The organism is Rufibacter radiotolerans (assembly GCF_001078055.1).
In the GTDB taxonomy this organism is placed as follows: domain Bacteria; phylum Bacteroidota; class Bacteroidia; order Cytophagales; family Hymenobacteraceae; genus Nibribacter; species Nibribacter radiotolerans.
This window is the reverse complement of record NZ_CP010777.1, coordinates 1,967,650-1,981,859: the sequence shown is the minus strand read 5'-3', so window position 1 is coordinate 1,981,859 and position 14,210 is coordinate 1,967,650. Positions and strand designations below refer to the sequence as shown.

6 protein-coding genes are annotated in these 14,210 nt (G+C 51.3%); 5 read left to right on the top strand and 1 reads right to left on the bottom strand.

Annotated elements, in window-relative coordinates; genetic code table 11:
• Positions 1-57: 57 nt before the first annotated feature.
• Positions 58-1,344, bottom strand: a complete 1,287-nt coding sequence (locus TH63_RS08290) for a citrate synthase (protein ID WP_048920543.1) — start codon at positions 1,342-1,344, stop codon at positions 58-60.
• Positions 1,345-2,194: 850 nt separating this feature from the next.
• Between TH63_RS08290 and TH63_RS08285 the strand changes: the two genes are divergently transcribed.
• From TH63_RS08285 to TH63_RS08265, 5 genes are all read left to right on the top strand, one after another.
• Positions 2,195-3,844, top strand: a complete 1,650-nt coding sequence (locus TH63_RS08285; protein WP_048920542.1) for an NADP-dependent glyceraldehyde-3-phosphate dehydrogenase — start codon at positions 2,195-2,197, stop codon at positions 3,842-3,844.
• A gap of 889 nt (positions 3,845-4,733) precedes the next feature.
• Positions 4,734-6,887 (top strand): glycogen debranching protein GlgX, encoded by a 2,154-nt coding sequence (gene glgX, locus TH63_RS08280; protein ID WP_048920541.1) that lies wholly within the window; start codon positions 4,734-4,736, stop codon positions 6,885-6,887.
• Positions 6,880-8,727 (top strand): malto-oligosyltrehalose trehalohydrolase, encoded by a 1,848-nt coding sequence (gene treZ / locus TH63_RS08275; RefSeq protein ID WP_048920540.1) that lies wholly within the window; start codon positions 6,880-6,882, stop codon positions 8,725-8,727. Before glgX ends, treZ begins: the two co-directional genes overlap by 8 nt.
• A gap of 319 nt (positions 8,728-9,046) precedes the next feature.
• Positions 9,047-13,279: a malto-oligosyltrehalose synthase gene (treY, locus tag TH63_RS08270; RefSeq protein ID WP_048920539.1), complete on the top strand. Its 4,233-nt coding sequence runs from the start codon at positions 9,047-9,049 to the stop codon at positions 13,277-13,279.
• A gap of 91 nt (positions 13,280-13,370) precedes the next feature.
• On the top strand, positions 13,371-13,895 hold the full coding sequence (locus tag TH63_RS08265) for a DUF2911 domain-containing protein (protein ID WP_156180481.1): 525 nt from the start codon (positions 13,371-13,373) through the stop codon (positions 13,893-13,895).
• Positions 13,896-14,210 lie beyond the last annotated feature (315 nt).

Below are 14,210 nucleotides of genomic sequence, written 5' to 3'. Positions count from 1 at the left end.
ACAGAAAAGTCCGGCACCAGGGCCGGACTTTTCTGTTTTTTATAAGTAGGAGAAATCTTACCGCTCGTTGATAGAGGTATAATCCCGCTCAGTAGCACCGGTGTAAATTTGACGCGGACGGCCAATTGGCTCTTTCGCTTCGCGCATCTCTTTCCACTGGGCAATCCAGCCGGGTAGACGACCCAAGGCAAACATCACCGTGAACATCTCGGTCGGGATACCAATGGCGCGGTAAATGATACCAGAGTAGAAGTCTACGTTAGGGTACAGCTTGCGCTCCACAAAATAAGGATCTGTCAAGGCAGCTGCCTCCAGTTCCATGGCAATGTTCAGGATAGGGTCATTGATGCCCAAAGCCTTTAATACCTCATCTGCGGTTTTCTTGATAATGGTAGCGCGTGGGTCAAAGTTCTTGTACACGCGGTGCCCGAAGCCCATTAGACGGAACGGATCGTTTTTGTCCTTTGCCTTCTCAATGTATTTCTTAGAATCTCCGCCATCGGCTTTGATCGCTTCCAGCATTTCAATTACCGCCTGGTTGGCACCACCGTGAAGCGGTCCCCAAAGGGCACTGATACCGGCAGAAACCGAAGAGTAAAGGCTGGCGTTGGCTGATCCTACTAGACGTACGGTAGAGGTAGAGCAGTTCTGCTCATGGTCGGCGTGCAGGATAAGAAGTTTATTCAGGGCATCTACTACCACTGGGTTCAGTTCATATTCCTCGGTTGGGAACGCGAACATCATGTGCAGGAAGTTAGAGCAATAATCCAGTTTGTTTTTAGGGTAGTTTACCGGGTGCCCTACTGAGTTTTTGTAAGACCAGGCAGCAATGGTAGACAGCTTGGCCATTAATCTAATAATGGAAAGGTCTACTTCCTCCTTTGACTGGTTAGGGTTCAAAGACTCTGGGTAAAAAGCGGTAAGCGAGCTCACCAACGCCGAAAGAATACCCATGGGGTGCGCGGTGTACGGGAAACCGTCCAAAATCTTGCGCATGTCCTCGTTCACCAACGTGTGAACTTTGATCTGATTCGCGAAGCTGTCTAGTTCTGTCTGGGTAGGCAGTTTGCCGTAGATCAACAGGTAAGCAACCTCAATAAAACTGGATTTCTCGGCTAATTGCTCAATTGGGTAACCGCGGTACCGAAGAATCCCTTCTTCGCCGTCCAGAAAAGTGATGGCACTTTCGGTGGCTCCGGTGTTTTTGTAACCGGAATCAAGGGTAATGTAACCGGTTTGCGCGCGTAAAGCATTAATATCAATGGCTTTCTCGTTCTCAGTGCCCGTTACAATAGGGAACTGGTACGATTTGCCCTCCAGAATTAGTTCAGCAAATTCAGACATACTACTTATTTAGGTGTGGTTAGTTAGGTTGTGACGCCTCGCGGCGAAGTTAGCCAAAAGAGCATGAAAATGAAAAGCACAAGCTCTTTCCCTCTATAAATTGAAGTTTACAAAAGTATACGGGTAATAGCATTATGTAGTGTAAACAAGATATAGCGAAAAGAAAATTGTAGTTTCTACGCTCAAACAGTGTAAAACCTATAAGTAAACTGGTTAAATGGTTAAAGGTTGGCAATTAAGTTTTTTTTACGCCCTTCTCTGAATTTTCTATTCCCGTACATAAATCCTACCTGTTTTCAAGAAAATAGCCCTAAAGGTTAGTCTTAAATGGAATATTTCGCCTTTAAGCACCTATTCCAATGCTTAGAATTGAACAGTTAGGCATTCAGGAAATCCTGTTTCAATTCAAGAAGCCAACGCCTATTTATTCTAAACTATGGTACCTGCCTGATTTTTTGACACATCTCAACATTCCCTATCTTTTTTACTCAAGATTCCATGTATCCTTTATTAATCTATATACAGCATCCTACCTGATGCCAGCAAGTCTTAAGAGTCAGTTTGAATTGTCATCATTTCAAATAAAACCGATTAATAATTGCTTAAACAGTATAATTCAAAAATTGCTAACAATTATTAGTTTATGTTGTTAAAATGAATCAAATACTTCTATTGCGTTGATTTTTATTTAATAATGTTGGCAAATATTAAATATTATGGTCTAAATTACCGCTGCAAAATATGCTAAGCTTTAGAGTATTAAGTTTTTAAAAAGCACATTGAAAACGTTGTGACAGAGCAATTTTATCTTTGGCGCCTTGTAGATAGAATCAACCAGTAGATGTTAAATATGGAAGTAAAAGAAGTTACCCCGGTCACGCAAGAAGCCCTTAAGGCAATCTTTGTAGCAGAAGACCAAGTTCCGGCGGAATATGCTTTGCCGCACGAACTCCACCAGAAGGAATACCTTTCCAACGGTTTTATGAAGGCTTGGGAAGGTGCCAGCCACGCGGTGTATTCGCCGGTAGCGCTGGCCCAGGCAGACGGTTCTTACCAGCGTAAGCTTATTGGTTCTTACCCGGTCTGTACTGAGAAAGAGGCATTGGAAGCCCTGGATGCCGCCACGGAGGCCTACAATAACGGCCGCGGCGCCTGGCCTACCATGGGCGTAGATGACCGCATCAAATGCGTGGAGAACTTTACCCGCAAGATGATCGCCCAGAAAGACACGGTGGTGAAACTGATCATGTGGGAGATAGGCAAATCGTTTGCCGACTCTGTGAAGGAGTTTGACCGCACCGTGGAATACATTTACGCCACCATAGACGCGCTCAAGAACCTGGACAGGCAGTCCTCCAAATTTGAGATTGAGCAAGGCATCATCGCGCAGGTACGCCGCTCGCCGCTGGGCGTGGTGCTTTGCATGGGGCCGTTCAACTATCCGCTAAATGAGACCTTCACTACGTTGATTCCCGCCCTCATCATGGGCAACACTATTCTTTTCAAGCCCCCCAAGCACGGCACGCTTTTGTTTTACCCCTTGCTGGATGCCTTTAGAGACAGTTTCCCGGAAGGCGTGGTGAACACCATTTACGGACGTGGCCACGCCATTGTGCCGGCCCTTATGCAGTCTGGCAAGATCAACGTACTCACCCTCATTGGCTCCAGCAAGGTAGCAGACGAATTGAAAAAGCTGCACCCCAAAGTAAACCGTCTGCGCGCCATCCTTGGCCTTGACGCCAAGAACGCCGCCATCATTACCCAAAACGCCGACCTTAAACTATCCGTGGAAGAAACGGTACTGGGCGCGCTGTCCTTCAACGGCCAACGCTGCACAGCCCTTAAGGTGATCTTTGTTCACCGCAGCAAGGTAGATGCTTTCTTAGAAGAACTGTCGGCGGCCGTAAGTAAATTAAAATATGGTATGCCCTGGGAGAAAGGCGTAGCGCTTACCCCGTTGCCAGAGCCGCACAAGCCGGCTTATTTAAAAGAATGTATTGATGATGCCATCCGCCACGGGGCCAGTGTGATCAACGAAGGCGGCGGAACCTCTTTTGAGTCTTTTGTATATCCCGCCATTGTGTACCCGGTAAAGGCAGAAATGAAACTCTACCGCGAGGAGCAGTTCGGGCCGGTGATACCCGTAGTGCCATTTGATGATCTGGAAGAACCCATTCAGTACCTCATTGAGTCAACCCACGGGCAACAGGTAAGCATCTTCAGCCAGGACCATGAAGAGATTTCCCTCCTCATTGACCCCTTGGTAAATCAGGTAAGCCGCGTGAACATAAATTGCCAGTGCCAGCGCGGGCCAGATGTGTTCCCCTTCACCGGCCGCAAAGACAGCGCCGAAGGTACCTTGTCAGTGGTAGACGCCCTTCGTTCCTTCTCTATCCGGTCATTGGTCGCCAGCAAATTCAATGAGAACAACAAGCAACTCTTCAATCAGATTGTGAGTGACGGAAACTCCAATTTCCTAAGTACCAAGTTCATTTTCTAGGATAGAAGGAAATAGATTAGGAAAGCCGCCGCAGCATTAGTTGTGGCGGCTTATTTGTTGAAGGCTGTTTTAGGCCAGTTTTGGGGAAAACGGGCTGGAAATGGAAGTGTTTGCAGGAGTTCGTCGTCCCTTTTAAAGGGGAGGAAATGCGTGGACTGAAATGGAGATTGGTGGCAGCTCTGGTTGTTGGCCCCTGGGAACACCAACAACGGCGGGGGTATTGAGCTTGGTGGTAGGAAGTACCAAAGCACTCTTCCGGATTTGCAATCCGGAACCACCGAAAGGGGGATTTGCAATCCCCTGCGGCAGCGCCTCTTGAGGATATCGTCGGAAGATGGCAAGTCTGACAGCCATTATTACTCTCCTGTGTAAACACCCCCCTTCGCCCCCCTCAAGGGGGGAGTCTGCGGTGTAGTAGGCGCTACTTCGTTTAGAGCCCGTTTTTCTTAAAGCATTCTCAAAACGCAAATCGTAAAAAAATCATTTCCCACGCGTTCCTCAATTCCAGTCTTTACCTTGAGCGCCTCGCTTGTGGTCCTGCAATAGGTTTAGCTAAGAGCAGAAGGCAAAGTGGCCGCAAGGGCAGTGCGAGTGGGAAAGACGGGGCCCCGCGGCCGTGAGCGCTCGGAGGGAACAAATGAAACAACCAAAGCATAAGGACTCAGGCATAGGCGGCCACAACGCCAGCAATGGCCTATAGCATTCACTAATGGCAAACCCAAACTGTCCTTAAGAGCGATTGACCTTCCTATTCCCTCCACCTTTCTTTAGTTTTTGCTTAATCTCTTCCTCCTTCCATAGACCACACAGCCAAAATTGCGTACACGGTACGCGAGGAAAAAGAAAGATTAATTTCTCAGGCCTCCTTCCATACCCACAAAACTAAACTATGAGCATTATTTCGTATCCGGGAAGTCCTTTTCCCTTGGGGGCCACCTGGGACGGCAATGGCGTGAATTTCGCCCTTTACGCCCACAACGCTACTGGCGTAGAACTCTGCCTTTTTGATTCGATGGAGGCCCAGCAAGAATCAGCTATCATTAAAATGCGGGAGCGGTCCTATGAGGTCTGGCATGCCTACATTCCCGAATTAAAACCGGGGCAATTATATGGCTATAGGGTAAATGGGCCTTTTGAACCTCTGGAGGGGCATCGGTTTAACCGCAACAAGTTATTGATTGACCCCTATGCCAAAGCCATTTCGGGCACCATCAACTGGCACGACTCATTATATGGCTATAACTTCGGGCACAAAGACGAGGACCTGAGCTTTAATGAAAAAGACAGTGCCCCTTACATTCCCAAATCGGTGGTGGTAGACCCGCACTTTGACTGGGAAGGGGATAAGGCGCCTAAAATACCCTACTACAAGTCCATCATCTATGAGGCCCATGTGAAGGGCTTCACGCAGCTGCACCCAGAGATTCCCGAAGAGATTAGAGGCAAATATGCGGCCATCGGGCACCCGGTGACTATAAAGTATCTACAGGAGATGGGCATTACGGCTATTGAGTTGTTGCCGGTGCACCACTTCATCAATGACTGGACCCTGCAGGATAAAGGCCTCACCAATTACTGGGGGTATAACACCATTGGTTTCTTCGCGCCAGATGTGCGGTATTCCAGTTCCGGCACGTTAGGCCAACAGGTGAATGAGTTCAAGGCCATGGTCAAGGAGCTGCACAAAGCCGGCATAGAGGTGATCCTGGACGTGGTGTACAATCATACCGGAGAAGGCAACGAAAAAGGCCCCACGCTTTCGTTCAAGGGAATTGACAATGCCTCATATTACAGGCTCATGGAGGAAGACAAGCGCTACTACATGGACTACACCGGCACCGGCAACACCTTAAACGCCAACATGCCCAGCGTGCTGCGCCTGATCATGGATAGCCTCCGGTACTGGATCCTGGAAATGCACATAGACGGCTTCCGGTTTGACCTTGCCTCGGCGTTGGCGCGCGAACTGCATGACGTTGACCGCCTGAGCGCCTTCTTTGACATCATTTACCAAGACCCCGTGATCTCCCAAGTGAAACTCATTGCGGAGCCTTGGGATGTGGGTGATGGTGGCTACCAAGTTGGTAATTTTCCGCCCGGCTGGAGCGAATGGAACGGGAAGTACCGCGACTGCATGCGTGATTTCTGGCGCGGTGAGGAAAGCATGCTGGCCGAGTTTGCCAACCGGTTCACCGGTTCCTCAGACCTGTACATGGATGATTACCGTAGGCCTACGGCCAGTATTAACTTTATTACCGCCCATGACGGCTTCACCCTGCATGACCTGGTGTCGTATAACGAGAAGCACAACCTGGCCAACGGCGAGGACAACAATGACGGTGATGACCATAACCGTTCCTGGAACTGTGGGGTAGAAGGCCCCACCGAAGACCAGTGGATCATAGACCTGCGCAACCGCCAGAAACGAAATTTCCTGGTAACGCTCTTTCTCTCACAGGGCGTGCCCATGTTGGTGGCAGGTGATGAGATGAGCCGTACCCAGCAAGGCAATAACAATGCCTATTGCCAGGATAATGAGATTTCCTGGGTAGACTGGGCCGGGGCAGACAAAGAGTTAATGGAGTTCAGCCGGAAACTGATCCATTTGCGCAAGAATCATCCGGTATTTCGGCGCCGCCGCTGGTTCCAGGGCCAACCTATTAAAGGCCTGGGCCTGGAAGACATTGCCTGGTTTACACCCAACGGCCAGGAAATGTCTGGTGAGAATTGGGACGAGGACCATTCCAAGTCCCTGGGCATTTACCTGAACGGGCGTGGCGTGCACACACTGGGTCCCAAAGGGGAGGTAATCATTGATGACTCTTTTTACGTGATTTTCAATGCCTACCATGACTCCCTTATTTTCCAGCTTCCCCCAGAGAAATATGGCGCCCAATGGATAGTGGTGATTGATACCTTCCGTAACCTGGCAGACGATCAGGGTACCCTGTATAACGCAGGAGACTCATTCCATGTGGAAGGAAGATCGGTGCTGGTCCTTAAAAATCATGTGCACGGAACCCAAATGGATAACGATGAGTAACGCCGACTTTTCAAAACGCCCTTTAGGGATTTGCTTTACCTCTACCGGTCAGGCCGAAGTTCTGGTGTGGGCGCCCAAGGCCAGCCAGGTGGAACTCATGCTCAATGACGGCAATACCAGCATTCCGTTGCGCAAAGGCGAGCACGGCTATTGGCATGAAGTAACCGACCAGGTGAAAGCCTATGACACGTATACTTATAGAATAGACGAAGAACAGGAATACCCAGATCCTGCCTCTAAATCACAGCCCCTGGGAGTGCACGGTCCCTCACAGGCCACAGACCTGGAGCAATTCCAGTGGGACGATGAGTCCTGGCAAAACCTTCCTCTCCAAGACTATGTGTTGTATGAACTGCATGTGGGCACGTTTACCCCGCAGGGCACCTTTGCAGGTCTGGAGCAAAAGCTGGATTACCTGATAGAACTGGGCGTGACCGCGATTGAGATCATGCCGGTGGCGCAGTTCCCGGGAAAGCGAAACTGGGGCTATGACGGCGTATTCCCGTTTGCCGTGCAAGATTCCTACGGCGGCCCCAAAGGCCTGCAACGCCTGGTGAATGTATGTCATCAGAAAGGACTTGCCGTGGTGCTGGATGTGGTGTACAACCACCTGGGCCCCGAAGGGAATTACCTGGGAGTCTACGGCCATTATTTCACAGACAAATACAACACTCCCTGGGGACCGGCCATTAATTTTGATGATGCCTGGAGCGATGACGTGCGGCGCTACTTTATTGAGAACCTGCTCATGTGGTTCCGGGATTATCATATAGATGCCGTCCGGTTAGACGCTGTGCACGCCATCAAAGACTTCAGCCCGGTGCATATCCTCAGGGAAATGAAGCAGCATGTAAATTACCTGATGGAAAAGACCGGACGGACCCACCACATGATAGTGGAACTGGACCTGAACGACACCCGCTTCATTAACCCGCTAGAGGAACAAGGCTACGGCATGGACGCCCAATGGGTAGATGAGTTTCACCACGCGCTCAGGGTGACCATGACTGGCGAGAACACGGGGTATTATGCAGACTTTACCGGAATCTGTGACCTAGCCAAAGCTTACCGCGATGCTTACGTTTATGACGGGCAATACTCGCCGCACAGGTTCAAGAGCTTCGGTGTTAAAGCAGAGCATAACCCAGGCCACCAGTTTATCGTGTTCAGCCAAAACCATGACCAGGTGGGCAACCGCATGCTGGGTGAGCGCCTGGGCCAACTGGTGAGTTTTGAGATGCAAAAGCTGGCTGCCGCCGCCGTTATTTTCAGTCCGTTTCTACCTATGCTCTGGATGGGGGAGGAATACAGTGAGCCCAACCCATTTCAGTACTTCGTGAGCCACACAGACCCTCAGCTGGCGCAAGCCGTGCGCGAAGGCCGGAAAGCGGAATTTGCGGCTTTCCATGCCCAGGGCGAGGCCCCGGACCCCATGGCTGAAAAGACGTTCTTGCAATCTAAGCTGCAATGGGAGTTACTGGAAGAAGAGCTGCACCAAACCATGTTCCGGTATTACCAAACGCTTCTGCGCCTGCGCCAAGAGCTTCCTGCCCTCAAGAAGTTAAACCGGGAGCATGTGGCTGTAGAGGAGAACGAGGCCCACCAAACCCTGATTCTGCGGCGCGGGCACCAAAATGAACAGGTAGTGTGCCTGATGAATTTCTCGGCTGAGCCACAGACGCTGCTACTTCCCATTGGGGCCAAAGAATGGAACCTGGTGCTGGACTCCGCTTCCCCTGACTGGAATGGACCGCAGGCGACTGAGCTTAAGGCGGCCGGTGGCTCCAAAGTCACCCTGCAGCCGGAAAGTGCGCTGGTTTACCAGGTAGCCTTCAAATAATTTCCCTAGGACCAAAGTCATTTTTTTGGCTGGATGTTTTGGGCCTGTTTTTGAGAAAACAGGCCCAAAACATCCAGCCAAATATTTTTGCGTTAGCTGCCTGTAGCGTCAGAGATTAAAAGTTTCTCCTATTAGAAGATGTAGAATAAACTTCCTGAAATACCCTTTAAATATTTACAAATCTATATAACTGCTTTTGCCTTGTTTTCCGTAAAACGGGCTTAAAACGCAGAATAAATCCACCCATTTCAAAATCGTTGACCGCGGGTGAGAAGTCCAACCAAATCTCTTCAGCGCCCAATTTTCTAATCAACCACCCATGTATAACCCTGTCGCCACTTACCGCTTGCAGTTCCACCAAAAATTTACCTTCCAGGACTTTGAGCGCATCATCATTTATCTGCAGAAATTGGGCGTGAGCACCATTTACGCCTCGCCCATTTTTGAGGCCACCCCCGGCAGTACGCACGGCTATGATGGGGTGAACCCGCATAGGGTTAACCCGGAAATTGGTACCGAGGAAGAATTAAAAACCCTGAGCGGTAACCTGAAGGAAAACGGCATTGGCTGGCTGCAGGACATTGTGCCCAACCACATGGCCTTTCACGTCAATAACCCCTGGATGATGGATGTGCTTGAGAAGGGCGCCATGAGCCAGTACCAGAAATTCTTTGATATTAACTGGACCAGCCCTCTTTATAACGGCCGAGTGATGGTCCCGTTCCTAGGAGCGAAGCTGGAAGAGGTGGTGCAGAACGGTGAACTGCAGGTAGCCTTTGATGCGGCGCAGCAGCGCCTGGTGCTTAACTATTATGACAGCGCCTATCCTTTGAATCCGCGGGTGTATGAAACGATCCTGCAAAGTGTGGGGCAATCCAACCAAGCCTTGGCGGGGTTGCTGAAAGAACTGGACCTGATCCATAGAGAAGAAGACCCCAAAGCATATGCCCTCCAATGGGATGAATTCCGGCAGCAGCTGGCTTCCTTGATGCAGGATAACACCGTGCGGGCGGCAATAGAAACCAGCTTACAGGAAATCAATTCAGATAAAGAACAAATCCTGCAAATCGCCCAAGAACAGGTGTACCAACTGTGCCACTGGCAGGAAACCGATGCGCAGATCAACTTCCGGCGGTTCTTTACCGTGAACGGCTTGATCTGCCTCAACATCCAGGATCCCGAGGTCTTCGCCACCTACCACCAGTACATCAAGCAATTGCAGGACGAAGGTGTGTTCCAGGGCCTGCGCATTGACCACGTTGACGGCCTCTATGACCCCACCGGTTACCTGCAGCAGCTCCGCGACTTCACAGGCGACGAGACGTATCTAGTGGTGGAGAAGATCCTGGAGCCCGGCGAGCAGTTGCCAGAACATTGGCCCATCCAAGGCAGCAGCGGTTATGATTTTCTTTCACTGGTCAACAACCTGTTTACCTTCCAGCCTGGTAAAGAAGGCTTTGATAAACTTTACCACCAACTGGTGGGAGAGGGCGCCGAGGTGCACCAGCAGATCCATGAAAAAAAGGCCCACATCCTGACCGAGCACATGGGCGGCGAGTTGGAAAACCTGTACCAACTGTTTTTGCAGCAGCGCCTGGTGCACGAAGACGTCTTGGGGGCCGTACCCGCGGAAACGTTGAAAGCGGCCATTGGGGAGTTTCTGATACAGTGCCCCGTGTATCGCTACTATGGTAACCAAATGCCCATAGACGGCGCCGAGGCAGAGGCTGTGCAGCTGGTTTTCAACCAGATTCGGGAAAACAGGCCCGAAATGGAAGGGGCGGTGGAGTTGCTGGAGGGGGCTATTTTAGGTACGGCGCCTGAAGGCGAAGATGATTCCTACCAGGACCGCGCCCTGAAATTCTACCAGCGCCTCATGCAGTTTACCGGTCCGCTCATGGCCAAGGGGGTGGAAGACACGCTCATGTACACCTATAACCGCTTTATTGGGCACAATGAGGTAGGAGATGCGCCAGAAGCCTTCGGGATGAGCGCTGGGGAGTTCCATGCCGCCATGCAGGACCGGCAGAAAAAGTGGCCCCTGGCCATGAACGGTACCTCCACCCATGACACCAAACGCGGCGAGGACGTGCGCGCGCGCCTTAACGTGCTCACCGAGATGCCCGAGGAATGGGCCGCGGCCGTGCAGGAATGGCGCCAACTCAACCAAGACCTTAAGCAGCAGAACGCCCCAGACGCCAACGACGAATACCTCATTTACCAGACTCTGCTGGGCGCGTTCCCTATGCCAGGTCAGGACGAGGATGATTTTGAGAACCGGGTGCAGGAGTATTTGCAGAAAGCCCTGCGCGAGGCCAAAGTACATTCTAACTGGACCACACCCAATGAGGATTATGAAGCGGCTACCAAGGCCTTTGCCGTCAAGCTCCTGGATAAGAGCCGGCCGTTTTGGGGCAGTTTTGAGAAATTCAGGGCAAAAACGATAAACTTTGGCATCGCTAACTCGCTTAGCCAGGTACTCTTGAAATTCACTGCGCCGGGCGTGCCCGATGTGTACCAGGGCACCGAACTCTGGGACTTCAGTTTGGTGGACCCCGATAACCGCCGCCCTGTGGACTATGAGCAGCGCCAGGTTTGGCTGGAGGAACTCAATGAGGTGGACCTGAACAAGCAGGAAGCGCTATGGGAAGATCTCTGGCAGAGCCGCACCGATGCCCGCATCAAACTCTGGCTCACCCGCACGCTGTTCACTGAGCGGAAGAACAACGCCAACCTTTTCTCTAAGGGAGCCTATCTGCCCCTGGAGGTGGAAGGCGAACACAAAGACCACGTCTTGGCCTTCGTGCGCAAGCACCTCGATACCTGGCTGGTGGTAGCCGTGCCGCTGCATCTGGCGGCTCTGGCCAAAAAGCAGGGCGTGAAATCCTTGCATGAGATTGACTGGAAAGACACCAAGATCATCTTGCCCGAGAAAGCCCCCAAAGACTGGCAGGAACTGTTGGTCCGGACCACGGGCAAGTATGCGCATGAACTTATGGTGGGGGACCTGTTCGGGATTTTCCCGTTGGCGCTGCTGAAACTGAAAGCCCAGAGTGAGCGTGGGGCGGGTATCCTGCTGCACCTTACCTCTTTGCCTTCGCCCTTCGGTATTGGAGACCTGGGCCCAGAGGCCCGTAATTTCGCCCACTTCCTGCACGCCAGCCACCAAAAGTACTGGCAGTTGCTGCCCCTTAACCCCATAGAGGCGGGCCAGGGGTATTCGCCCTACAGTTCCATCTCCAGCCGGGCCGGCAATCCCTTGCTTATCAGTCCGGAGCAGTTGGTGAAAGATGGGTTGCTAACCCATGACGAACTGCCGGCGTATTACCTGCCGCAAACAGGCAGCGTGGACTATGAGCAAGCCAAACGCGTGAAAGACGAGCTGCTGGAACGCGCCTGGCAAACCTTTAAAGCCGGCGACTTCCCCACCTTGCAGCAGCAGTTTGTTGACTACGCCGGTTCAGAGGCCGGTTGGCTACATGACTTCGGGCTGTATGTGCTGTTGAAGGAGCAGAATGGCGGCAGCGCTTGGTTCCAGTGGGAGGAACCTTACCGACAACGTGACCCGGAGGCGCTGGAGCAACTGGCCCAGGAGCATGCTCTAGACATAGAAAAGATCAAATGGGTGCAGTTTATCTTCGCCAGGCAATGGAAAAACCTGCGCACTTACTGCAACAACCGCGGCATCCAAATGTTCGGAGACATGCCCTTTTACATTAGCTATGACAGCGTGGATGTATGGGGCAACCGGGACATTTTTGCGGTGGATGACGAAGGGAACATGACCGGCGTGGCCGGCGTGCCGCCCGATGATTTCTCAGAAGACGGTCAGCTATGGGGTATGCCCGTCTTTAAGTGGGACGTGCTCAAAGAACAGGACTACAGCTGGTGGATAGGCCGGCTGCGCAAGAATATGGAACTGTATGACCTGGTGCGCCTGGACCACTTCAGGGCCTTCGCCGATTACTGGGAAGTGCCCGCCGGCGAATCCACCGCCAAGCAAGGCGAATGGAAATTAGGGCCAGGGGCCGAGTTTTTCACCTTTGTAGAAAAAGAACTGGGGAGTCTGCCGTTTATAGCCGAGGACCTGGGCGAGATCAATGACCTGGTCCTGAAACTGCGTGATGATTTCAACCTGCCCGGCATGAAGATTCTGCAGTTTGCTTGGGGCGATGAAATGCCACAGAATGCCTATATGCCGCATAACTACGGCCGTAACTTTATCGCCTATACGGGCACCCATGACAATAACACCACTTTGGGGTGGTACCGCCAGGAAGGCAAGGCGCACCATAAACAGATTGAGCACTACGTGGGCCGCGGCCTGAGCGAGTCTGATATTTATTGGGTCATGGCCCGGCTGGCCTACGCCTCAGTGGCGAAGACCGCTATTCTGCCTCTGCAAGATGTGCTGGGCATTGATGAGAAAGGCCGCATGAACACCCCGGGCAAAGGCGAGGGAAACTGGGGCTGGCGTTTATTGCCCGGCCAGATAAACAAAAAGACAGAAGAGCAGTTAAGGGAGTGGACCTGGTTGTATAACCGCGACTAATGGATTCCGGAACCTTTCTTCTCCTAAATTTTCTTTAAATTATAAAAACCTTTACTTTAGAAGTATCACCAAAAAATGAATTACTATGAACATGCCAAAGAAAAATCTTCTCTTCACCTTCCTTTTCCTGTTTGCCATGGGCTTCACTGCCTTTGCCCAGGATGCCAAGCCCAAAGCAAGTCCGGCCGCTACGGCTACCGGTAAAGTAGGGGCCGCCACCATCACCGTGGCCTATAGCAGCCCATCTGTGAAAGGCAGAACCATTTGGGGCGAATTGGTGCCTTACGGAAAAGCCTGGCGCATGGGCGCCAATGAAGCCACCACCTTTACCACCGACAAAGACATTAAAGTACAAGGGAAAACCCTTAAAGCCGGTAAGTACAGCTTATTTGCGGTGCCTGGCCAGAAAGAGTGGCAGATCATCTTCAACTCCCAGACCGGCCAATGGGGCGTAACCCGCCAGGGCGCCAACTTTGATCCCGCTAACAATGTGCTCACCGTTTTGGTAAAGCCTCGTAAATCTGCCAAGATGAATGAAAGCCTTGTGTATGAAATCACACCCAAAGGCCTTTTTTTGAAATGGGAGAACCTGGAAGTGCCGGTGGCTATTAAATAAGGTCCTGGAGCCCGGATTAGGATTACAAAAGGAAGCGTCTGTTTTAGGCCTGTTTTTCTGAAAACAGGCCTAAAACAGACGCTTCTACTTTATATAAGGTTAGCGTTTCCTTCGCCTCACTTTCATGAAAAAAGCCCTGAACTACCTAGAACAGGGCTTTTTGTTTAGTCAAACAATTCGCTCAGGAATGATTTCTTCTTTTTATGGGAGTTAATCCGGACGCTGGCGCTCCGAAGCTCTCCTTTTTGGGCAGATGCGTTAATAGGGCTATCTTTAAAGTTTAAGTGTTGGAACGCCTGTCACCGGGCTGAACCT

Bases quoted from the DNA above. Each gene is read 5' to 3' on its own strand.
- treY (WP_048920539.1), top strand. From the start codon at position 9,047: ATGTATAACCCTGTCGCCACTTACCGCTTGCAGTTCCACCAAAAATTT.
- TH63_RS08265 (WP_156180481.1), top strand. From the start codon at position 13,371: ATGCCAAAGAAAAATCTTCTCTTCACCTTCCTTTTCCTGTTTGCCATG.
- TH63_RS08290 (WP_048920543.1), bottom strand. From the start codon at position 1,344: ATGTCTGAATTTGCTGAACTAATTCTGGAGGGCAAATCGTACCAGTTC.
- treZ (WP_048920540.1), top strand. From the start codon at position 6,880: ATGAGTAACGCCGACTTTTCAAAACGCCCTTTAGGGATTTGCTTTACC.
- TH63_RS08285 (WP_048920542.1), top strand. From the start codon at position 2,195: ATGGAAGTAAAAGAAGTTACCCCGGTCACGCAAGAAGCCCTTAAGGCA.
- glgX (WP_048920541.1), top strand. From the start codon at position 4,734: ATGAGCATTATTTCGTATCCGGGAAGTCCTTTTCCCTTGGGGGCCACC.